Annotated in this window: 12 protein-coding genes; 4 read left to right on the top strand and 8 right to left on the bottom strand. The window is 76.8% G+C overall.

The window, feature by feature from the left end:
• The first annotated feature begins 145 nt into the window (after positions 1-145).
• The gene (locus IEX99_RS06885) at positions 146-865 is read left to right on the top strand and encodes a metallophosphoesterase family protein (RefSeq protein ID WP_188899272.1); all 720 of its coding nucleotides are present in this window, start codon (positions 146-148) and stop codon (positions 863-865) included.
• A 167-nt stretch (positions 866-1,032) separates the two neighbouring features.
• Here IEX99_RS06885 and IEX99_RS06890 read toward each other — a convergent pair whose 3' ends face one another.
• The 4 genes from IEX99_RS06890 to IEX99_RS06905 form a co-directional block, all read right to left on the bottom strand.
• The gene (locus tag IEX99_RS06890) at positions 1,033-3,816 is read right to left on the bottom strand and encodes a hypothetical protein (RefSeq protein ID WP_188899273.1); all 2,784 of its coding nucleotides are present in this window, start codon (positions 3,814-3,816) and stop codon (positions 1,033-1,035) included.
• Positions 3,817-3,850: 34 nt separating this feature from the next.
• Entirely contained in the window at positions 3,851-4,495 is a 645-nt protein-coding gene (locus IEX99_RS06895) for a hypothetical protein (RefSeq protein WP_188899274.1), read from the bottom strand.
• Positions 4,488-7,166 (bottom strand): glycosyltransferase, encoded by a 2,679-nt coding sequence (locus IEX99_RS06900; RefSeq protein WP_188899275.1) that lies wholly within the window; start codon positions 7,164-7,166, stop codon positions 4,488-4,490. Before IEX99_RS06900 ends, IEX99_RS06895 begins: the two co-directional genes overlap by 8 nt.
• Before the next feature lie 138 nt (positions 7,167-7,304).
• A complete protein-coding gene (locus tag IEX99_RS06905) occupies positions 7,305-9,242 on the bottom strand; it encodes a trigger factor (RefSeq protein WP_188899276.1) in 1,938 nt (645 codons plus the stop codon).
• 175 nt (positions 9,243-9,417) lie between these two features.
• Here IEX99_RS06905 and IEX99_RS06910 point away from each other — a divergent pair, with 175 nt between their 5' ends.
• Both IEX99_RS06910 and IEX99_RS06915 read left to right on the top strand, forming a co-directional pair.
• Entirely contained in the window at positions 9,418-10,230 is an 813-nt protein-coding gene (locus IEX99_RS06910; RefSeq protein WP_188899277.1) for a hypothetical protein, read from the top strand.
• A gap of 107 nt (positions 10,231-10,337) precedes the next feature.
• On the top strand, positions 10,338-11,138 hold the full coding sequence (locus IEX99_RS06915; protein ID WP_188899278.1) for a hypothetical protein: 801 nt from the start codon (positions 10,338-10,340) through the stop codon (positions 11,136-11,138).
• Between the two features lie 80 nt (positions 11,139-11,218).
• On the opposite strand, the gene IEX99_RS06920 is transcribed toward IEX99_RS06915, so the two are convergent.
• The 4 genes from IEX99_RS06920 to IEX99_RS06935 all read right to left on the bottom strand — a co-directional run bounded on the left by IEX99_RS06920 (position 11,219) and on the right by IEX99_RS06935 (position 17,259).
• Positions 11,219-12,124: a glycosyltransferase 61 family protein gene (locus IEX99_RS06920; RefSeq protein WP_188899279.1), complete on the bottom strand. Its 906-nt coding sequence runs from the start codon at positions 12,122-12,124 to the stop codon at positions 11,219-11,221.
• A gap of 184 nt (positions 12,125-12,308) precedes the next feature.
• Positions 12,309-13,440 (bottom strand): peptide chain release factor 2 gene (gene prfB, locus IEX99_RS06925; RefSeq protein ID WP_188899280.1). Its coding sequence is split into 2 segments (ribosomal slippage): positions 12,309-13,370 and positions 13,372-13,440, totalling 1,131 coding nucleotides; the frame shifts between segments, so codons are not numbered across the junction.
• Positions 13,441-13,493: 53 nt separating this feature from the next.
• Entirely contained in the window at positions 13,494-16,172 is a 2,679-nt protein-coding gene (locus tag IEX99_RS06930; protein ID WP_188899281.1) for a penicillin-binding protein 1A, read from the bottom strand.
• A gap of 241 nt (positions 16,173-16,413) precedes the next feature.
• On the bottom strand, positions 16,414-17,259 hold the full coding sequence (locus tag IEX99_RS06935) for an N-acetylmuramoyl-L-alanine amidase family protein (RefSeq protein WP_188899282.1): 846 nt from the start codon (positions 17,257-17,259) through the stop codon (positions 16,414-16,416).
• A gap of 775 nt (positions 17,260-18,034) precedes the next feature.
• Here IEX99_RS06935 and IEX99_RS06945 point away from each other — a divergent pair.
• Complete coding sequence (locus IEX99_RS06945) at positions 18,035-21,649, top strand: Rne/Rng family ribonuclease (protein ID WP_229677852.1); 3,615 nt, start codon at positions 18,035-18,037, stop codon at positions 21,647-21,649.
• Positions 21,650-21,822 lie beyond the last annotated feature (173 nt).

The following is a 21,822-nucleotide window of genomic DNA, read 5'->3' on the forward strand; positions in this document are numbered from 1 at the left end:
CGCCCGCATCTCCCTCCCGCCGCCGGCATGCGCGACGCTTCCCGGGACGATCTTGCTGCCGCAGCGGGGAATGCCATTGGTCCTGGTTGGGGCCGGGGTCGCGATCGGGGACGGGACGGGGCGGCTTCGGCTAGGGTGCCAGCGCATGCTGAACGAAACCCTAGCGCCCGCCGCGCTGCCGCCGGGGCTGCGCATCTACGCGGTGGGCGACGTGCATGGCTGCGACGACCGCCTCGCCGCCCTGCATGAGGCGATCCGGCGGGATGCCGCGCGCCGCCCACCCGTGGCGCGCACCGTGCTGGTGCATCTCGGCGACTACGTGGACCGCGGCCCCGACAGCGCCGCCGTGGTCGAGCGCCTGCTGCGCGGCCCGCCGCCGCTGCCCGGGGCGGAGACGGTCAACCTCGTGGGCAACCACGAGATCATGATGCTGGACGCCTTCGACCCGCGCTCGGCGCCCGGCGCGATCGGCTTCTGGCTCGACAACGGCGGCGCCGCGACGCTGGCGAGCTACGGCGTCGAGATCGAGGACGCCGGGAGCTGGGAGCGGGTGCCGCGGGAGCACCTCGACTTCCTCCGCGGCTGCGCGCTGTCCTGGCGGGCGGGCGGCTACCTGTTCGTCCACGCCGGGGTGCGCCCGGGCGTGCCGCTCGACCGCCAGGACCCGTTCGACCTGGTCTGGATCCGCGAGCCGTTCCTGAGCTTCGACGGCGAACTGGAACTGGTGGTGGTGCACGGCCACACGCCCTGCGCGGTGCCGGAGGTGCTGCCGCACCGCATCGGCATCGACACCGGCGCGATCTACGGCGGCGCGCTCACCGGCCTGATGCTGGAGGGGCGGCGGATGGGATTCCTCTCGGTCTGACCGCGGGACGCCCCCGGCGCACCTGGCGCCGGCAGCGGTCGGGTCCGAGACATCGGCCGGCCCCGCGGGCGCCGGGCGCGCACCTCTCGCTCGCCCCCGGCTTGGCCGCCTGGGCGGCCGGCCGCGCTCGCGGCCGCGGCGTCGGCCGGCGACCGACGCCGCGGCGGTCAGTCGAGCTCGACGCGTTCCAGCAGCAGCACCAGCTCGCGCTCGCTGCCCGGCTCGCGCACCGTCTCCGCGAAGGCGAGCGCGACGACGTTCGGTCCGGCGCGCAGGTCGAGCGGCAGCGCCGCCTCGCCTGCCTGGTCGAGGCGGCCGCTGCCGTCGAAGCGGAGCGGCGCGCCGGGAGTCGCGTTGACCAGGACCTCGGCGCTCTGACCAGGGATGGGGCTGCGGTAGCGCAGGCGCAGCGTCGCCGCGCCCGGCTCGCGCGCCTCGATGACGAGGCCGGCGGCACGGGCGGTGATCCAGCGGACCTGGTCGGAGAGGCCGATCTCCGGGAACGGACCCTCGAGCGGGCCGAAGCCGCGGCTGAGGTCCCAGCGCAGGCGAAGCGGAGGCGGCGGCGCCGCCGCCGGATCGGGCGGCCCGCCGCCGGGGTCTGTGGCGCCCGGCGCCGCGCCGTCGAAGGCGTCCGTCGCGGGCGAGCCGCGGCCCTGCGCCGCCGCGCCGGGGACCGCCTCGGGCGAGGCCGCCGCGTCCGCCCCCGCAGGCGTCTCGGCCGCCCCATCGCGGTCCCGGGTTGCCGCGGCCGGCGGGGTGTCGCCCGGGGCGCCTTCCACGGCATCCGCCGGCGGCCAGGCCGGCAATGCCGCGTCGCCGGCGGCCCGGGCCTCGACCGCAAGCAGACGGACCTCGCGGCCGGCCAGGCTCTCCGCCTCCGGGCGCGTATCGCAGAGGTCCCAGGCGGACACCGCCCCGCCGCGTCGCAGCACCGCGGCGGGGATCCGCGCAAGCCCCTCCCAGGTCGTGGCGTCGCCGCCCGGCGGTCCCGGGTCCAGCTCGAGCCGGACCGGGATGCCGTTGACCCAGAGTGCGAGCCGGCGCGCCGCCGCCGGGCCGTCCGGACAGTGCAGGCGCAGGCTCAGCCAGACCGGATGGTCGGGGGTGGCCGACAGGTCGCCCGACAGCACCGGGCCGACCACGAAGCTGCCGTCGCCGAGTGGCGTGCCGCGCGCCCAGGCCGCGGCGGCCGGGGGATGCCCGGCGACGCCGGTCCGGCGCGTCGCCATCGCGGGCGCGCCGCGGGCGCCGCGCGACGGCCGCAGCCGGAGGCCCCCGACCAGGATGCCGAGGTCCCGCCGCTCGCCCGGCGGGCGGCGGGTGAAGGGCAGACCGAGCGTGATCTCGACCGGCCCGACGGCGGCGCTCGCGGTGCCGCCGGCGCCGGCGGCCGCCGGTCCGGCGACGGTCACGATCGCCGTGCCGTCGCCGTCGCCGTGCCGGACCGAGACGGCGAGCGGCGAGGGGTGCTCCGCCGCCGGCGTGCCGGGGCCGCCGATGCGCGCGGTGAGGCCTTCCAGCTGCTCGACGCCGAAATGGCCGCGGACCGCGATCTCCAGCTCCCAGGCGGCGCGGTGCGGCCAGTCGAAGCGCAGCACCGCCTCCTGGCCGGTCCAGCGCACCGCGGCGCCGCCGGCCCGCTCCACGGCATGCCAGCCCGGCGTGCGGATGCCGGCGAGATCGAGCGCCACCTCGCGCGGCCGGGCGGCGAGGCCCGCGGCGAGCAGCCGCGCCGCCCAGAGCCGGCCCAACTGGTCGAACAGCGCGCCGGCACCGTTCTCCGCCCGCCATCGCGCCCCCGCCTCGGCGGAGGCCCGGGCGAGGCCGGAGAGGCGCGGGAGCGCGGCGGCGAAGGCGGCCGCCGCGCCCGCGGCGCCGTAGGGCGCGTAGGGCACGTAGCCCGCCCCCCAGGCGCGCGCCTCCGCCTCGAGCCAGGTGTCGGCCGGCACGATCACCGGCCGGCCGAGGCTGATCGCCTCCCACAGCACGCCCGAGGACTTCCGCCCGTAGTGCGCGGGATCGTAGGTGAACAGCACGGCGTCCACCCCCTCGAGCAGCGCCTGGTATTGCGCCTCCTCGAGCCGGCCGAGGCCGAGCTCGAGGTTGCCGAGGCGCGCGGCGATGCGGGCGACCTCCTCCAGCGCCTCGCGCGCCGGGCCCCAGGCGATCTCCGGGTTGGCGTGGACGACGAAGGTCCAGTCGGGGTGCGCGGCGCAGAGCCGCCGGGCGAGTTCCGGCACCAGCGCGAGCCCCTTCTCGATCTTGGCGTCGCCGGCGAAGAGCAGCAGGCGGCGGTGCGGCCCCTCGGCCGCCGCCGGTCCGGGCGCGGGCGCGATCGGCACCGGATGCGGCGGGACCTCGTAGCCCGCGAGGCGCGTGAACTCCGCCGCATGCTGCCGGCCGCTGGCGAAGAAGCGGATCGCCGGCCCGCCCGGCTCGCGCGCGGCGCGGAAGGCGAGGCGGTAGTAGAGCGCCCGCTGCGCGTCCACCACGTCGCCGGGATCGGCCGCATCGGCGACGGCGAGGCCGGAGGGCAGCATCAGGTGCACGACGAAGAGCGGCGCGTCGAGCGCGCCGAAGCTCCGCATCCAGGTGACGTAGCCGAGCAGGTGGTTCTCGCTCACCGTCGGCACGAGCACGCAGTCGGCGGCGGTCAGGTCGGTGCGGGGCAGGCGCGCGAGGTCCTCGGCGAGGACGTCGTTCAGATGGCGGAACTCGTCGAAGCGGCCGGCGATCGGGTCGAGCTGGGCGGCGCCGGCGCCGTAGCAGGTCTCGGTGAAGAAGGGGAGGATGCGCACGCCGTCCACGACCCCGCCGGCGAAGGCGCGGTTGGCCATGATCGTCGCGGCCTGTCCGCGGCGCACCGCCTCGCGCGCGATGCGCAGGTCGTAGGCGAGATGGTGGCCCTGCTCGGAGGTCAGGTTCGGGTCGAGGAGGAGGAGCGCCAAGGCGTTCGGCCTTCGGGAGGTTGGCGGATGCGGCTCATTCGGCGACGGCGAGGAGCGCGCCGAGGAACGGACCGAGCGCCGGATCGCGCGACAGCGGATGCCGCGCCAGATGGGCGAGGACGTCGCGGGCGGCCTCCGCGACCGGCGCGGCGACCGCGGGATCCTCGCCGGAGGCGAGGAGCACGGCGGCGCATTCGGCCAGCGCCTCGGCGAGCCGGCCCGCCGCGAGCTCGGCGGCGACGCGTTCGGCCAGGGGCGGATCGGGCGCCTGGCCGCCCGGTTCGGCCGGCGCCGGCGGGGGCAGGCAGCGCGGCAGCACCGCCGCGCTGGCCGGGCACGGCCCCTCCCCGGCGGCTCGCCGCAGCGGCAGGAGGCGGAGGGAGCCGGGCGGCAGCGGCGCGCGCAGCACGATCGAGGTCGCCGGCCCCTCGGGCCCCGGCGGCGGCCGGTCCAGGATGCAGGCGGCGCGGTCCTCGACGAGGGCGAGGAAGGGCCGCTCCGGGACCGCCGGCCCCTCGCCCCAGCGCGCGGAGGCTCCGCTCGCCGTCGCCGCATCCCAGCCCTCGGCCAGGAGGAGGCAGCGGGTCCGGGACGGATCGCCGGGCGCCGCGAGCGCCAGCGTGAAGCCGCTGCCATCGGCGAGGCCCTGCCAGGCGTGGCGCTCGATCGCGTCAGGCATGGTCGGCCCCCGCCGCGGGCGCGAGCAGGGAGTCGTAGAGGGCGGCGTGGCGCTCGGCGATCCGGGGCCAGTCCAGGGCCTCGGCCCGGGCGCGGCCGGCGCGGCCCATCGCCGCCGCCCGCCCCGGATCGGCGGCGAGCGCACGCACCGCCTCGGCAAGCGCCGCGGCATCGCCGGCGGGGCGGAGCAGCGCGGCATCGGGGCCGGTCATCTCGGCCACGCCGCCGACATCGGTGGAGACCACCGGCCGCCCGCAGGCCATCGCCTCCAGCACGGCGTTGTTCGCGGTGGCGTCGACGAGGGGGAGGAACAGGCAGTCGGCGTCGCGATAGGCCTGGCGTAGCTCGGCGTCGGAGAGGTTCCCGCGAAGGGTCACGCCCTCGGGCAGGGCCGTGCCGGCGAGCTGCCGCGGGGGGTTGTGCGAGACCACGGTCAGCCGCGCGTCGAGGCCGCCCGCGCGCAGCAGCGCCAGCGCGGCGAGGGCGGCGTCGAAATCGCGCAGCCAGTGGCCGACCAGGAGCAGGCGGAACGCGCCGCTCGCTCCGGCCGGGGCGCCGGGTCCCGGGGTGAAGAAGTCGGCGTCCACGCCGTGCGGGATCACCACGATGCGCTCATCCGGCAGGTGGCGGGCGAGCAGGGCGCGCATCGGCCGGCACAGCGCGACGGCGCGATCGAGCGCGCCGAGCAGACCGCGATGGATCATGCCTTCGAGCAGGGCGGGCGGCTGGTGGAAGGTGGCGACCATGCGCGGCCGGCGCGCGCCCGCCGCCGCGAGCGCCGCGGCGAGGCTCGGCGCGAGCCAGCCGCCCAGTTCGCCGTCGATGAAGTGCACCAGGGAGGGGGCGTCGGGGGAGACGCAGCGGGCCAGCACCTCGGCCTCGGCCAGCCAGGCGTTGCCCTGCTGGCCGAAGGCGGGAAGCCCGAGCAGGCGCCCCGCGGCGCGCAGCGGCTCGGCCCAGCGCCCCGCCTGGGCATGGCCGAGCGGCACCGTCATGGCCTCGACGGCGATCCGCGCGCAGCCGGGCAGGTGGCGCAGGAACTGGTAGGGGCCGGAATGCGCCGAATGATGCGCGTGATGGGTGCGCAGGGCGAGCAGCCGCCGGACCGGCGCGGCACCTTCCCCGAGCACCGCCGGCGCGGGCAGCGGCGCCGCGACGCACCCGGCGAGCGCGGCGAGCGTCGCGGGCGCGCCGGCGGCGGCGCGCTCGCGCAGCAGCAGGTTCGTCGGGTAGCGCAGGAAATCGGGCCCCGGCAGCAGGTCGGGCGCCACCGCGGCCCGGGCGAAGGCGCGCGTCGCCCGCGCGTGGAGCTCGGCCGCGATGGCGGCCCCGCGACGCGGCGCCGACCGGCCGTCGCGCCCCGCCTCCAGGGCCTCCTCGTAGAGCGCCCGATGCCGGCGGCCGACGACGGCGGGGCTGTTCTCGGCCAGGACCTGGGCGCGGGCGGCCGCGCGCATGGCCTCGTCGCGGAAGTGCGTGCGCGCGAAGCGCAACAGCCCCTCGGCCAGCGCCGCGGCGTCGCCCACCTCCGGCACCAGCACGCCGGTGCGGCCGTCGGCGATCAGCTCCGGGATGCCGCCGGCGGCGAAGCCGATGGCCGGCGTGCCGCAGGCGAGCGCCTCGACGAGCACGTTCGGATAGTTCTCCTCGAGCGAGGCGACGCAGGCGAGATCGGCGATGCCGAGCACGTCGGCCAGCACCTCGTCCTCCGCCACCGGGCCGAGCGAGAGCGGCAGCAGCAGGCCCTCGACCGGGGCGATCGGCGGAGGGGAGCGGCCGAACAGCAGCACCACCACGCGCCCGCCCGGCGGCAGCGCGGCGGCCATGCGCCCCCCCGCGAGGGCGCGCCCGAGTGCCTCCTCCAGCACCGCCGCGCCCTTGCGCCGTTCGGCGCTGTCCATGCTGCCGAAGAGCAGGACGAGGTCGTGCGCGCCGATGCCGAAGGCGGCGCGCAGCGCCTCGCGGTCGGGGCGCGGCGCGAAGCGGTCGGTCTCGACGGCGTTGGGGATGGCGGCGATCCGGGCGCCGGCGCCGCCGAGGATGGCGCTCTCCGCCGCCAGCCCTGCGAGCCAGCGCGAGGGCGCGACGACGGTGAGCCGCCCCTGCGCGCCGCCCCAGCCGGCGCGCTTCTCGGCGAAGGCGTTGGGGACGAGCTGCGCCTCGTCGTCGAGCTGCGGGCATTTCAGGCAGGCGGTGCGCCACTGCCCGCAGCCGGCCGGGTAGTGGCAGCCGCCGGTCATCGGCCAGAAGTCGTGCAGCGTCCAGACCAGCGTCCGCCCCGCGGCGAGCCAGCGCGCCACCTGGCGCGGGGTGAGCATCCAGCTCGTCCAGTGAAGGTGCAGGACGTCCGCCGTCGCGACCGGCCCGACGCTGTCCGGGTCCACGCCGGGATGGGGAAGCGAGAGCAGGGTGTTGGAGAGGGGCGTGCGGTGCCGCGGGATGACGCCCCATTGCAGCTTTTCGGCGAGCAGTTCGCGCAGCGCCGCCTCGCCGGGCGACGCCGGGGCGGCGGGGACGAGGTGCAGCTCGCCGGCGCCGGCGCCGGACGCACCCGCGAGGCAGGCGAAGGTGGCGAGCACCCCAGCCTCGCGACAGGCCAGCACGGCGCGCCGCGCCGCCCGCCCGGCGCCGCCTTCCGGGGAGTGGCAGAAATGCAGGGCCTGGAGCGTCACGTCACGGAAGCCGCCGCGCAGAGGGGCCGCAAGGGCCGGCCGGCGGGGCGCGGAAGCGCCCGCCCGCCGCCGGTCCCGGCGTCGCGGGGGAGCGCCGTCCGGGCCCGCCGTCCAGTCGGCGTTATACACGCCCGCCGCTCAACCCCAAGTGTCTTCCGGGTCCCAGTCCATGAGGACCGCCGGCGCGACGCGGCGCTCGACGACGCGGACGCGGGCGAGGAGGCGGTCGGTCGCGAGGGCCGCCCGCAGGCGGGCACGCAGCGCCTCGCGGGCCTCGGGATGGGAGCGGAGATGGGCGAGCGCCTCGGCCTCGCGCCCCGGGTGGCGCGCCGCTTCCCGGCGCATCGCGGCCTCGAGCGCGGAGTCGGGCACGGCGATGCCCTCGGCCTCGGCGAAGCGGGCGAGCAGCAGGCCGATCCTCGCCCGGCGCTCGGCGGCGGCGCGGAGCGCCGCCTCGTCCATCGGCCGGCGGACCTCGCCGGGCTCCTCGGCGGCGCGCATCTCGGCGCGGCGGCGGAGCCAGGCCAGCTCCGCAGCGATCCGCGGTCCGGGCACCGGCAGGTCCGTCGCGGCGGCGAGCCGGGCGAGCAGGTCGGCGCGCAGGCGGCGGTCCGACATCGCGGCGTAGGCCTCGCGCAACCGCGAACGGATATCGGCGCGCAACGCGTCGAGGCCGACGAAATCGCACGCCGCGGCCAGCGCCTCGTCCACCGGCGGCACGACGCGGCGGCGCAGCGCCGTCGCCCGCACCGCGCAGCGCAGCTCGCGCCCGGCGAGGCCCTGCGGGGCGCCGAACAGCGGGAAGAAGGCGCGGATGTCGCGGCTCTCCCCGACGCGAATGCCTTCGAGGCCGTCGGCGAGGCCCGGCAGGAAGCCGGGGCCGCCGACCTCGATCGCGACGTCCCGCGCGCTGCCCTCGGGGAAGGGCCGCGGCGCGGCGCTCGCCGCCGCGCCGCCGCGGAGGAGGCGCGGCAGCCCGATCCGCAGCGTCATGTCGAGCGGCCCGGTGGTGCCCGCGGCGAGGCGGATCAGCAGGCCCGGCCGCGCGAAGGCGACCTCCGGGGTGGGGTCCGTGGTCAGGTCGCGGCTCCACGCCTGGGCGGCGAGCGGTCCGGGCCCGGGAGGCGGCAGCCGGCCCGCGACGGGGCGGAGGGTGCCGGCGGCGCTGCGCTGGTTGAGGAAGGCCTCGCACGCCGCGCGGTCCGGCACCGCGCCGGCGAGCAGGCGCCAGCGCGCCGACAGCGAGAAGGCTTCGCCCGGCCGCGCGGCGACGGCGTTCGGCCGATCGAGGAACACGACGAAGGTGCCCCTGCCCGGCGGCGTGCCGGTCACGCGCAGGTCGAGGCAGGGGATGCCGTCCTCGCTCGCCCGTCCGAGGATGGCGAGCCTGAGCCCCTCGGTGACCACGATGTCCCAGCCCGCCGGCGGCCGGCCGGGGCTGCCGGCGACGGCGCCGGCGGCGGCAGGGTTGCCGAGCAGGTTGGGCGGGAGCTCGGCGACGACGTCGCAGACCACGAGGTCGCCGGGCCGCGCCGCATGGCCGGCCGGAAGCGCCTCCCACTCCGCCCGGGCGGCCGCGAGCGCCTGCAGCTCGGCGGCGATCTCGGCCTCGCCCGGCTCGGCGACGAGCCGCTCGAGCGGGCCGATCGGGGGAAGGGCGACGGGCGGGCCCGCGCCCGGTCCGGGAGCGTCGTCGGGCACGAACCCGACCTCGAAGCGTATGTCGCCGTCGGGAGCGCGGGCGAAGGCGCCGATGCGCGGCGCGCCGGCGGCCCGCAGGCCGAGGCGCCGTGCCAGCGTGGCGGCGCAGGCGAGGCTCGCCTCCTCGAGCAGCGCGGAGGCGACGCCGGCGCCGAAGATCCGCCGCGCGGCGGCCGCGGCGCTCTCCCCCTCGGCCGCCCGTGGCGCGGCGAGGGGGGCGAGCCGCTCGAGGCGCGCCTCCAGCGCGGCCTCGAACGCGGCGCGGGGCAGCCGCACGGCGAAGCCGGGCGAGGCTCCTTCCCCGCCGCCCAGGGCGCCCGCCTCCATCGCGGCGCAGAGGGCGGACAGCTCGGCCGAGGTCGTCGGCTCGCTCATGGCGCACGGGCGGCGGGCGTGGCCGTCCTTGCGCCGTCGCGGGCGATCGGTAAGGTCACGTGCAGTTCCAGCTCCTCGGGAGCGACGTCCGGGCGCCGCTGGGCGGGCAGCGGCGGCGAGCCCCATCTGCCGGAGGAGGCGTGGGCCCGGCAAGCGGAGGCGAGGCTACCGCCCGATGAGGCGCCACGACAACGTGATCGTCACCCTCGCCACGCAGCGCAGCGGGACGAAGTTCCTCGGCACCGCGCTCGGCAACGGCGAGCGCGTGGCGAGCTTCGGCGAGGTGTTCCAGCCCGGCCGGCCGGCGCCCTCCTTCGGCCGGTTCTTCGCGCGCCACCTGGCGGGACGCGAGAGCTTCGCCTTCTCGGGCCCGGAGATGTTCGAGTGCCTCGACGCGTTCTTCGCCGAGCTCCACGAGGCGGCCGCGGGGCGCGCCTTCGTCCATGTGGACGTGATGTACAACAACCTCGGGGCGCTGACGCCGATCTGGGCGCGGCCGATGTCGGATCCGCACGACAATTTCCTGCTCAACTACTTCAAGTCGCGCGGGATGGTGCTGCTGCACCTGCTGCGGCGCGACCTGGCGGACTGCTACGCGAGCCACGTGATCGCCGAATCGCGCGGGATCTACCACACGGGCGACGACCGCGCGAACGCCGAGGCGGTCTCGGTCACGCTCGATGCCGCGGCGGCGGTGGCGTATCTCCATCCGATCCTGAAGGCGCGCCGCTACGTACGGCGGGCGCTGGCAGGCTATCCGCGCGCGCTCGAGGTCGAGTACCCGGGCTTCATCGCCGGGCCGACCGTGGCGCCGGAGCTGGCCGAACGGCTCGGCGCGCTGCTGCGCCTGCCGGGGGAGGCGCGCGCCGGACTGTTCGGCGCCTCGCCGCTGCGCCCGACGGCGAGCGACAAGGCGCGGATGGTGACGAACTACGAGGAGATCCGGCGGCTGGCGGCGGAGCTGGAGCGGCTGGTCGCGGACGACTGAGGGACGCGGCCGGGGTCCCTTAACGGCGTCGCGGCCGGCCACTATCGTCCGACGCCGCCCGGCCGGGCGGAGCATGCCCGGCGCCTGTTCGAGATCGGGAGGGCCGCGTGGCCGTATCCAGCAAGGCGATCCTGCTCGCGCATGCCCGCTCCGGCTCCACGCTGCTGATGCGGTTCCTCGACGGCCAGCCCGGCACCAGCTTCGGGCACGAGATCTTCCACCAGCAGAAGCCGCACATGCCGGGCTTCTGGCCGCGCGGCGAAGAGGACGAGGAGGCGCTGAAGGCGCGGCGGGACCGCGATCCGGTCGGGTTCCTGGCCGAGGTCGTCGCGCGCTGCCCCACCCCGATCTTCGGCTTCAAGTGGTTCCGCGGCCACACGCCCGCGATCCGCGCCCATGTGATCGCGGCGCCGGACTGGCGCTGCGTGATCCTCTACCGCGAGAACTTCCTGGCGGTGCACGCCTCGCAGCTCACCGCCCGCAGGACGGGCGTCTATCTCGCGCGGCCGGGACAGCGCCTCGCGCCGCCGCCGGTGCTCGAGCTCGACCCCGACCTCTTCCTGCACGAGTACCGGCTGTACCGCCGCTACTACGACGGCCTGGTGGCGGAGTGCGACCGGGCCGGCAAGGCGTTCCTGCTGATCGAGTACCAGCAGCTGCAGCGCGGCGCGTTCCTGCGCAACGTCGCGCGGCACATCGGCGTCGAGGACCCCGTCACGCCGGAGGTGGCGATGGTCAAGCAGGGGACGACGCGGCTGGCGGAGCGCTTCTCGAACCGCGACGCCCTGCTGCGGACGCTGGAAGGGATCAACCGGCTGCACTGGCTGGTGGAGGAGGACCACTTCTTCGCGCCAGCCGACATGGACCCCGCAGCGGCAACGCAGGCGAGCTCCGCCGGCGTTCGGTGACGGCCTCATACGCCGCATCGCGGGTGGCAGGGCGATCGGCGGTTCCGCGACGCCGCTCCCGATGACCGTTGGCGGCGCGGTCACGCGCGGCCGTCGAGGAGATCCGCCAGCTCCTCCGGCCGCTCCAGGGCCAGCCGCGGGCTAGACCCTCCGTCATCGAGCGCGCGGAGCGGCACGGCCAGGACCCTCTGCCGGAAACCCTTACCGCGGGCGATGAGGCCGTAGTTCGGATGCAAGCCGATGCCGGTCTCCCGCCGCCTGACGATCCGGACCTCGCCGGCGAATCCCGACAGCAGGATCAGGCTGTGCAGCGCCGAACCTTGGAACCCGGCAACCACCTCGGCCTCCGCGATTGCCGCGAGCTGATCGCGCACCGTCAGACGCTCGGGATGCACGACTCGCCAGCCACGCGCACGCAGCGCCTCCTCCGCCACGGCCTCGCCTTCCACCCGTACATGGTGCGGCGGCAATGCCGATCGGGAGAGCCACACGCGCCGCCCGGCGCGCGGCGCGGGCGCGGGGACCAGGTCGAGCGCCTTCGCCTGACGGGGGTGGAACAGCGTGCCGATGACGAAGCCGGGATCGGGCACCAGCAGCGTCTCCACGCCGAGCGGTCGGTCTATCGGCACCGCGGCGCGCGTGTGGAGGCCCGCGATCCCGAGGATCTCGCTCTGCCAGGGCCGCCGGCGGGGCTGCACGAAGTGCCAGAGCACCGGGGCATCGCCGGTCTCGCCGATCGCCCAGAGGCGCGCGAGACTCTCAAGCAGGAAGTGGCCGAAGCTGTCGAGCAGTATGCCGCCGTAAACGTGCGTGCCCGGCAGCCGAGCGGCCGGCTCGGCCCATTCCGGCGCCGCGGCGGCGCCATAGTGCCGCCAGAGGCCGGTCTCGCGAATGAAGGCGCGGTCACTGTCGAAGCCGCCAACCCGGTAGGGAATCGCGGCACCGCCCGCCGCGGCGCCACGCACGACGGAGAGGGGGACCAGCACCGCGTCCCGGAACGCACGAATCCGAAGGCACATCCGCTTGCCACCCTCCCTCGCGCCGAGGTCGCTGCAGGCGGCGAGGCAGAGCGCAGCCTGCGAACGAGGGCGGCCGCCAGCACCCGAGATCGCGAGCGGCCCCCGCGCACGACGACCGGTGGGGATCGTGCGCGCTGCGCCCTTCCCTCGCCTATCTCGCCGCCGCGCTCGCCTCGCTCCGCACCGCCCCCACGCGCTGCGCCAGCGCCGCGGCCATGAACTCGTCGAGGTCGCCGTCCAGCACCGCCTGCGGGTTGCCCTTCTCCACCCCGGTCCGCAGGTCCTTCACCAGCTGGTAGGGCTGCAGCACGTAGCTGCGGATCTGGTGGCCCCAGCCGATGTCGGTCTTGCCCGCCTCCGCCGCCTCGGCCGCCGCCTCGCGCTTCTTCAGCTCCAGCTCGTAGAGGCGGGCCTTCAGCATCTCCATCGCGATCGCGCGGTTGCGGTGCTGGCTGCGGTCCTGCGTGCTGGCCACCACGATGCCCGTGGGGATGTGGGTGAAGCGCACGCCCGACTCGGTCTTGTTCACGTGCTGCCCGCCGGCGCCGGAGGCGCGGAAGGTGTCCACCTTCAGGTCGGCCGGGTTGATCTCGATGGCGATGCGGTCGTCCACCACGGGGTAGACGTAGACGCTCGCGAAGCTCGTCTGGCGCCGCGCCGCGGCGTCGAAGGGCGAGATGCGCACCAGGCGGTGCACGCCGCTCTCGGTCTTGAGCCAGCCGTAGGCGTTCGGGCCGCTTACCAGGATGGTCGCGCTCTTGATCCCGGCCTGCTCGCCGTCGGAGCGCTCGGTGATGGTCACCTTGTAGCCGTGGGCCTCGGCCCAGCGCATGTACATGCGGAGCAGCATCTCGGCCCAGTCCTGGGCCTCCGTGCCGCCGGCGCCGGCGTTGATCTCGACGTAGCAGTCGTTGGCGTCGGCCTCGCCGGAGAGCAGGCTCTCGATCTCGCGCCGCTTCGCCTCCTCGGCCAGCCGGCGCAGGTCGGCGACCGCGGCGTCGAGCGCGGCCTCGTCCTCCTCGGCCTCGGCCAGCTCGATGAGGGCGAGCGTGTCCTCGACCTCGCGCTCGAGCGTCCGCACGCCCTCGATCTGCCCGGCGAGGCGGGTGCGCTCGCGCATCACGCGCTGCGCCTCCGCGGGGTCGTTCCAGAGCGCGGGATCCTCGGCGCGCGCGTTCAGCTCGTCGAGGCGGCGGACGGCGGCATCCCAGTCAAAGATGCCTCCTCAGCAGAGCCACCGAGGCGGTGATCTGCTCGTGCAGGGCGGCGGCGTCGGCGCGCATGGCGGTGTGGGGTTCCGTCGCTTCCGGGTTCGGCGGCGTTCGTGGCGGCCGGCTCAATAGAGCCCGCCGAGGCCCCTGTCGAGGTTCGAGGCGCCGCCGGTGCCGCCGCCGTCGTACTCCTCCCCGCCGCCGTAGCGCCGCCAGCCGCCATGCTCGGTCCCGGGACGGAAGGGCTCGAGGATCGTGCCGCCGGCGACGTTCACCCGCACCAGCGCCACGCCCGGCGGGGCGCGGAACGGCACCGGCGGGCTGTCCTTCAGCGCGGCGGCGACCACCTCGCGGAAGATCGGGGCGGCGTTGGTCCCGCCGGTCTCGCCGCTGCCGAGGCTGCGCGGCTCGTCGTAGCCGACCCAGACCGCGACCACGATGTCGGGGGTGAAGCCGACGAACCAGTTGTCCAGATAGTCGTTGGTCGTGCCCGTCTTGCCCGCGACCGGACGCCCGAGGCGGTTGCCGATGGCGCCCGCGGCGGTGCCGCGCTGCACCACGCCCTGCAGCAGGCTCACCATCTGGTAGGCGGAGATCGGGTCGGTGACCTGGGGCCGCTCCTCGGTCAGCGCCGGCGGCCCGGCGCCGGGGTCGGGAGCGTCGCAGCCCTGGCACTGGCGGATGTCGGCGCGCCAGACGACGCGCCCGCGCCGGTCCTGGACGGAGTCGATCAGGGTCGGCGACACTTGGCGCCCGCCGTTGACGAAGCTCGCGTAGGCGGCGGCCATGCGCAGCACCGTCGTCTCGCCGGCGCCGAGCGACAGGGCGAGGTAGTGCGGCATGTTCGGGATCACCCCGAAGCGCGCGGCGACGTCGGCCACGCGCTCGATCCCGACCTCGCGGGCGAGGCGCACCGTGACCAGGTTGAGCGAGCGCTCCATCGCCTGGCGCATCGTCACCCAGCCGTTGAAATTGCCGCTGTAGTTGTGTGGCCGCCAGACGCCGCCGCGCCCGTCGGGGATCTCGATCGGCGCGTCCTCGAGCTCGGCGTTGGGCGGGATGCCCTGCTCCAGCGCGGCGAGGTAGACGAAGGGCTTGAAGGAGGAGCCTGGCTGGCGCATCGCCTGGGTGGCGCGGTTGAACTGGCTCCGCTCGAAGCTCCAGCCTCCCGCCATGGCGAGCACGCGCCCGCTCGCGGGGTCGAGGGCGACGACCGCGCCCTCCACCTGCGGGATCTGGCGCAGCGCCACGCGCACCGGGCCGGAGCGGGCGGCGGGCGCCGCCTCGACGCCGGCCTGCTGCCCGCCGCCGGGAGTCGGGAGCGGTTCCACCATCACCACGTCGCCTGGCTGGAGCACCTGCTGGAGGCGCGTCGGCTCGGGGCCGAGCCGCCCGTCGCGCACCAGCCGCGCCCAGCGGACCTGGGCATCGAGGACGAGCGTGCCCATGCGCGGCTGCGCGGCGCCGCGCGGGTCGGGCCGCTCCAGCCAGCCGAGCCGCGCCTCACGGTCGCGCACCTCGAGCGCGACGGCGAGGCGCCATTCGGGCAGCATGCCGGCTGGGCGGGGCACGGCCTCCAGCGCCGGCATCCATTCGGTGCCGGCGAAGGCGATCTGCGTCACCGGTCCGCGCCAGCCGCCGCGCCGGCGGTCGTAGTTCATCAGCCCGTCGCGGAGCGCCCGCTCCGTCGCCGCCTGCAGCGCGGGGTCGAGGCTGGTGCGGACCACGTAGCCGCCCATCACCGTCTGCTCGGCGCCGAAGCGCTGGATCAGCTCGCGCCGCACCTCCTCGGTGAAGTGCTGGCCGACCGTGATCATGTCGGGCCGGCGGGAGGGGCGCGGCGCGATCGGCTCGGCCTTGGCGGCGCGGGCCTCCTCGGCGGTGATGGCGCCGTCCTCGAGCATCCGGTCGAGCACCCAGTTGCGCCGCTCCAGTGCCCGCTCGGGGTAGCGGAAGGGGTTGTAGAGGTTCGGGCCCTTGGGCAGGGCGGCAAGGAAGGCGGCCTCGGCCAGGGTCAGCTCGTCGAGGCTCTTGTTGAAGTAGTTCTGCGCCGCCGCCGCCACGCCATAGGCCTGCAGGCCGAGGAAGATCTCGTTCAGGTAGATCTCGAGGATGCGCGACTTCGGCATCGCCTGCTCGATGCGGAAGGCGAGGATCGCCTCGCGCGCCTTGCGCATCAGGGTCTGGTCGGACCCGACCAGCATGTTCTTGGCGACCTGCTGGGTGATGGTCGAGGCGCCGACCGGCCGCCGCCCGCTGCCCATGCGGTCGAGGTTGGTGAGGACGGCGCGGACGATGCCGATGGGATCAACGCCGTGGTGCTCCCAGAACCGCTGGTCCTCGGCCGAGACGAAGGCCTGCTGGACGCGGCGCGGGATCGCCTCGATCGGCACGAAGACGCGGCGCTCCGCGGCGAGCTCGGCCATCAGCCGCGAATCCGCGGCGTAGATGCGGCTCATCTGCGGCGGGTCGTAGTCGGCGAGCCAGCGGTAGTCCGGCAGCTCCTGGGCGATGTGCTGGTAGACGCCGTAGCCGACCGCCGCCCCGGCGACGGCGAGCGCGCCGAGGAGGACGACGGCCAGGCGGGCGAGCCCGCGGAGGACGCCGCCCCGGCGACGGCGGCGCCCACGCTCCCGGCGCGGCGCCGGGGGCGGCGGCGGGGCAGCACCGGGCGGCGCACCGTCGGGCGCCGGCGGCGCGCCGTCGCCGGTGGGCCGGGAGGCGCCGGCGGCGGGGCGGCGACGGGCGGATGCGGGGCGGCCGCCGGCCAGGGGCCTGTCGGCGCGCAGGTCGTCAGGAGGCATGTCGCATCCCATACAACGCCATGCGGGCCGGTGCGATGCCCGTGGCGGCACGCGGCGGGTTTTGCCTCGGGCCGCCGCGGCGGATGCCGGCCTGTTGATGCCCTGCTCCGCCACCGGCGCGCCGTCGGTGGGGCGGGCCCGAGAGGCGCCGGCGGGGCGAGCGGGGCGCCGCCCGCCGCTCCCGGGCGCCTGCGGCGGGGGAGCCGGGGCCGGGCTCGCCGGGCAGGTCGCGCCCGGGCCGTCAGTTGGCGGCCGGTCCGCCGCCGCGGGACGCCGCCTCGGCCGCCGCCAGCGGCCCGGCGGATCCGGCTTCCAGCCACGCCCCCACCGCGCGCGCCAACGCCGCCGCGATCCTCGCCCGGTGCGCCGGCCGGCGCAGCGCCGCCTCGTCGGCCGGGTGCGAGAGGAAGCCCATCTCCACCAGCACGGACGGCACTTCCGGGGCCTTCAGGACGACGAAGCCGGCCTCGCGGTGGGTGTTCGGCAGCAGCGGCACGGCCTGGCCGAGCTCCTCCACCGCGAGCCGTGCCATGCGGAGCGAGCCGGCACGCGTCTCCTGGCGCATGAGGCTGAGCAGGATGCGTTGCACCTCCGGCGAGACGCTGGGAAGCCGCAGCCCGCCGGCATGGTCGGCCAGGTTCTCGCGCCGGGCGAGGGCCGCCGAGAACGGATCGGTGGCGGTCTCGGACAGGGTGTAGACGCTTGCGCCCCGCGCCCCTGGCGCGGAATCGGCGTGCAGCGAGATCAGCAGCGCCGCGTCGCGGCGCCGGGCCAGCCCGAGCCGCGCCTCCAGCGGCACGAACACGTCGCGCGCGCGGGTGAGCGCCACGCGGCACCGGCGCGAGGCCTCGAGCTGGCGCTTCAGTTCGAGCGCCGCGGCGAGGGCGACCTGCTTCTCCTGCGTGCCGGCGGTAGCGCCGATCGCGCCAGGATCGCGTCCGCCGTGGCCCGGATCGATCACCACCAGCGGCAGGCGCCGCGGCTGCGCCCGCGGGCGCCCCGAGGCGCCCGCGCTGTCGGGCCACCACAGCACGAAGCCGAGCCCGACGGCGAGCAGGCCGCGGCGGCGAGAGAACGACGTTGCCATACCGGATGCAGACCCCCCTCCGTCGCACCGGATTGCGCGGGCATGCTACCAGATACTGCAAAAGGTTTCCAAGCCGTGCTGAGATCGCAGATGAAGGAACAACCGCTGCCGGCCAGGACGACCGCCCCCGTCCTCCGCGCGCCGCGCCCGCGCGCGGCAGGGCGAGTCGGTCGCGGGGGCGCCGCCTCGGCACCGCGGTTTGAGGCGCCGGGAGTCCCTGAATGCGGCGATCGGGCCGTGCGGCCTTGCCGAACCAGCCCCCCACCGCCTACTGTGGCCCTGCCCCGGCGGCGCCCGCCGCCGGCGGAGTCTGGGCGAGGCCCCGTTCCGGCCCGAGGCGCCGGAGCGGGCTGCCGCGGCCGGGACCCTCGGCCTGGGCGCCCGCCGCCGCCCGTCGCGGCGAGGCCCGCGTTTCGCCGGGAGGTCCCGATCCGCCGCGCGATGCCCCGCTCCGCCAGCGCGGGACCTGTGGTGCGCGAGGGAGTCGAGCGCGCGCCGTCGCCGGCCCGCCTGCGCCTGCGATCGCCGATCCGGCCCTTGCCGGGCGGCCCTCGTGAGGGTTCCCGGGGCAGTCCCCAGGCGCACCAACCCAGGGCCGAGGCCGCGCGTCCCTCGCGCGCGCGGCACCGGCCCGCCGAGCGAGGACGGAGCGCCGCCGCATGCTGTCCCAAGACGCGCCGCGCGACGCCGCCCCGCCCCGCTCGGGCCACGCCACCCCGATCCGCCGCCCGACCGTCCCCACCGCGGGACCCGGCGGCGCGGAGCAGACATCCCGATGACCAAGCGCATGCTGATCGACGCCAGCCACCCGGAGGAGACCCGGGTGGTGGTGCTGGACGGCAACCGGCTGGAGGAGTTCGACCTCGAGACCGCGCATCGCCGCCCGCTCAAGGGCAACATCTACCTCGCCAAGGTGGTGCGGGTGGAGCCCAGCCTGCAGGCCGCGTTCGTCGAGTACGGCGGCAACCGCCACGGCTTCCTCGCCTTCAGCGAGATCCACCCGGACTACTACCAGATCCCCGTCGCCGACCGGCAGCGCCTGCTCGAAATGCAGGCCGCCGAGGCGCGCGAGGAGGCCGAGGCGGAGGAGGAGGAGCTGCGCGCCGAAGCGGCGGCGGCCGGCCCGGAGCCGCAGCGTGCGCGCCGCCGGCCCGCCCCGGCCACCGCCGAGCCCGCCACGGCCGAGGCGGGGGACGATGAAGCGGCCGCCGCCGATATCGCCGCCCGGGTGACCGCCGCGGCGGCGGAAGCGGGCGGGATCGCCGCGGCATCCGCCGGCGCGGCGGAACGGGCGGAGAGGGCCGGGCCGGACGAGGATCTCGCCGCCGGCTCACCGCCCCCGGGCGACGAGGCCGCGGAGCAGGCGGCCGCGCGCGCGGTGCCCTGGAGGCCCACCGAGCCGCTGCCCACGACGCCCCCGGAGGCGCCCGGCGCCGACGATGCGGGGACGACGGTGCGCGTGACCGCCGCGCCGCGGCCCGACGAGCCGGTCGCCAAGGACGCGCGGGCAGTGCCGACCCTCGCCCCCGCCGAAGGCGCAGCCGACACGGCGGCGGCCGGAGAGGCGGAGGGCACCGCGCCGCCGCGGTCCGGACCGGCGATGCCGATGACGCGCGCGGTCGAGCGGATCAGCGGCGCGCCCCCTGCCGATCCCGAGGACGGCGCCGCCGCCCCGGACGCGGCGGATTCCGGAGAGGATCACATCCCGCCGGCGGGCGTCATCGAAACCGTCACCCTGGCGGGCGCCGCCCGCGGCGCCGAGGCGCCCGAGGCCGCCCTTCCCCAGGCCGCAGCGGGGGCCGAGCCGCCGGCGGCCTCCGGGGACGCCGCGCTGTTCCCCGCCGCTGCCCCCGTAACGGAGGCGGATCCCGGCGAGGAGGACCGCCTCGCCGGTCCGCGCGCGGAGGCCGCGGCGCCGGAGCGGCTGCGGACGCCGCGAGAGGAGCCCGACGGCGATGCCGAGCCGCCGCCGCCGCCCGAGACGCTCGGCGGCGAGGGAGAGGCTGCCGAGGCGGAGGAAGTGCGCCGCGAGCGCCGCATCCCGCCGAAATTCCTCCGGCACTACAAGATCCAGGAGGTGATCAAGCGCCGGCAGATCATGCTGGTGCAGGTCGTGAAGGAGGAGCGCGGCTCGAAGGGCGCGGCGCTCACCACCTACATCTCGCTCGCCGGCCGCTTCTCCGTGCTGATGCCGAACAGCCCGCGCGGCGGCGGAATCTCGCGCAAGATCACCTCCGCCGCCGACCGCAAGCGGCTGCGCGAGGTCATCGACGAGCTCGGCCTGCCCGAGGGCATGAGCCTCATCATCCGCACCGCCGGCGCCAACCGCCCGAAGGCCGAGATCAAGCGCGACTGCGAGTACTTGCTGCGCCTCTGGGACTCGATCCGCGAACGCACGCTGCAGTCCACCGCCCCGGCGCTGATCTACGAGGAGGCGGACCTCATCAAGCGCTCGATCCGCGACGTCTACGGGCGCGACGTGGACGAGATCATCGTCGAGGGCGAGGACGCCTACCGCGAGGCGCGCGAGTTCATGCGCATGCTCATGCCGAGCCATGTGCGCAAGATCCAGCTCCACCGCGACCCGGTGCCGCTGTTCGTCCGCTACGGCGTCGAGCAGCAGCTCGAGGCGATGCTCTCGCCGGTGGTGCAGCTCAGGTCGGGCGGCTACCTCGTCATCAACCAGACCGAGGCGCTGGTCTCGATCGACGTCAACTCCGGCCGCGCCACGCGCGACCGGCACATCGAGGACACCGCGCTCAAGGTCAACCTCGAGGCGGCGGACGAGATCGCGCGCCAGCTCCGCCTGCGCGACCTCGCGGGCCTGATCGTGATCGACTTCATCGACATGGAGTCGGCCAAGCACGACGCCATGGTCGAGCGGCGGCTGAAGGAGGCGCTGAAGCACGACCGCGCGCGCATCCAGGTCGGCCGGATCAGCCATTTCGGCCTGCTGGAGATGAGCCGCCAGCGGCTGCGCCCCTCGCTCGCCGAGCATGCCTTCGTCACCTGCCCGCACTGCCAGGGCCGCGGCCAGGTGCGCAGCATCGAGAGCAGCGCCATCGCGGTGCTGCGGGCGATCGAGGAGGAGGGCGCGAAGCGCCGCGCCGCCGAGATCCTGGTGCGCGTCGCCCAGCCGGTGGCGCTGTTCCTGCTCAACCGCCGGCGCGACCGGCTCGCCGCCATCGAGGCCCGGCACGGCATGCAGGTGGTGTTCGAGCCGGACGACAGCCTCGTTCCGCCGTCACTGCGCATCGAGCGCGTGCGTCCGCAGACGGCGCCCGCCGGCGCGGCGGAGGCCGCGCCGAGCGCGGCGCTCCGCATGGACTACGCGCCGGAGCCCGAGGAGCCCGAGGAGGAGGCCGAGGCGCCGGAAGAGGAGGCCGCCATCGCGGCCGAGGCGCCGGAAGAGGCGGCGGCGCCTGCCGCCGGCGCGGGGCGCGGCGAGACGCCGGCTCCCGGCGCCGGCGAGGCCGAGGGCGAGGCAGCGCGCCGCCGGCGGCGGCGGCGGCGGCGGCGGCCCGGACGCCGGGAGGAGGGTGGTGCGCCGCTCCCCGGCGAGCGGGCGGCCGGCGAAGCCGCGTCCGAGCCTGCCGATGAGCGGGAGGAATACGAGGAGGAAGAGGAGGAGTCCGCGGCCGCCGGAGCCGGGGAGCCGCCTCCCCTCGCGGCCGGGGAGATCGAGGGCGAGGAGGACGGCGAGCCGGGCGAGGCCGGCGACAGGGATGAGGAGCAGCGCGCCGCCGCGCGCCGCCGTCGCGGCCGCCGCGGCGGCCGCCGGCGGCGCGCGGAGCCCGAAAGGGAGGCAGTGGCCCGGTCGTGGACCGAGGCGGAACAGCTCGCCGCCGCGGTGGCCGGGCCCGCCGCGCCGCCGGCGCCCGCTGCCGCGCCCGCCACGCGCTATGCCGGCCCGACACCTGCCGACCCCTTCGCGGGCCACATAGACGACATCTACGAGGCGATGGCCGCCGCCGAGGCTGCCGCGGAGGCTGCCGCAGCGGCGCGCGGGCTCTCCCCCTCGCCCGGGGCCGCCCTGCGCGCCGCGCCACTGGCGGCCGGAACCGGGGCGCAGCCCGCTCTTGGATCGGGGGCAGGGACGGCGCCGGTGCCACATCTGGTGGCCGCGGCGCTGGGGTCGGATCGCGCGGCGGCCGAGGCGCCGCCGGCCGAGGCGACCGCTGCGGCGGGCGCGGCGATGCCGGAAGCCCCGACCGGGCCCGCCGCGGGGGCGGCGGCACCGGGCGCAGAGGCGGTGGCGCCGGCGGCGTCCGTCGAGCCGCAGCCGACGCCGCAGGAGCCGCGCATCGGTCCGCCGGTCCAGCCCCGGCTGATCGACCTGGAGCCGGAGGCAGAGGCGCTGCCGAAGCGCCGCGGCTACTGGCGACGCTGAATCGCCGTCGCGCCCGGCGGCCGGCGTGGCGAAGGCGAGGAGAAGCGGTTTCGGACATCCCGGCGGCGACGTGGCGATCGGTCCCCGAGGCGCGCAGCCTTCGTGAGGCCCGCCCTCGTCGCGCTGGCGAGACCGGCGACGCCCCAGGGGCGCGTCTCACGAGCGAGGCGGGG

The organism is Caldovatus sediminis, assembly GCF_014644455.1.
Classification (GTDB): domain Bacteria; phylum Pseudomonadota; class Alphaproteobacteria; order Acetobacterales; family Acetobacteraceae; genus Caldovatus; species Caldovatus sediminis.

What these genes read in the sequence shown, in the direction of transcription:
- IEX99_RS06945 (WP_229677852.1), top strand. Translation starts at nt 18,035, where the DNA reads ATGACCAAGCGCATGCTGATCGACGCCAGCCACCCGGAGGAGACCCGG.
- IEX99_RS06905 (WP_188899276.1), bottom strand. Translation starts at nt 9,242, where the DNA reads ATGAGCGAGCCGACGACCTCGGCCGAGCTGTCCGCCCTCTGCGCCGCG.
- IEX99_RS06895 (WP_188899274.1), bottom strand. Translation starts at nt 4,495, where the DNA reads ATGCCTGACGCGATCGAGCGCCACGCCTGGCAGGGCCTCGCCGATGGC.
- IEX99_RS06935 (WP_188899282.1), bottom strand. Translation starts at nt 17,259, where the DNA reads ATGGCAACGTCGTTCTCTCGCCGCCGCGGCCTGCTCGCCGTCGGGCTC.
- IEX99_RS06910 (WP_188899277.1), top strand. Translation starts at nt 9,418, where the DNA reads ATGAGGCGCCACGACAACGTGATCGTCACCCTCGCCACGCAGCGCAGC.
- IEX99_RS06885 (WP_188899272.1), top strand. Translation starts at nt 146, where the DNA reads ATGCTGAACGAAACCCTAGCGCCCGCCGCGCTGCCGCCGGGGCTGCGC.
- IEX99_RS06930 (WP_188899281.1), bottom strand. Translation starts at nt 16,172, where the DNA reads ATGCCTCCTGACGACCTGCGCGCCGACAGGCCCCTGGCCGGCGGCCGC.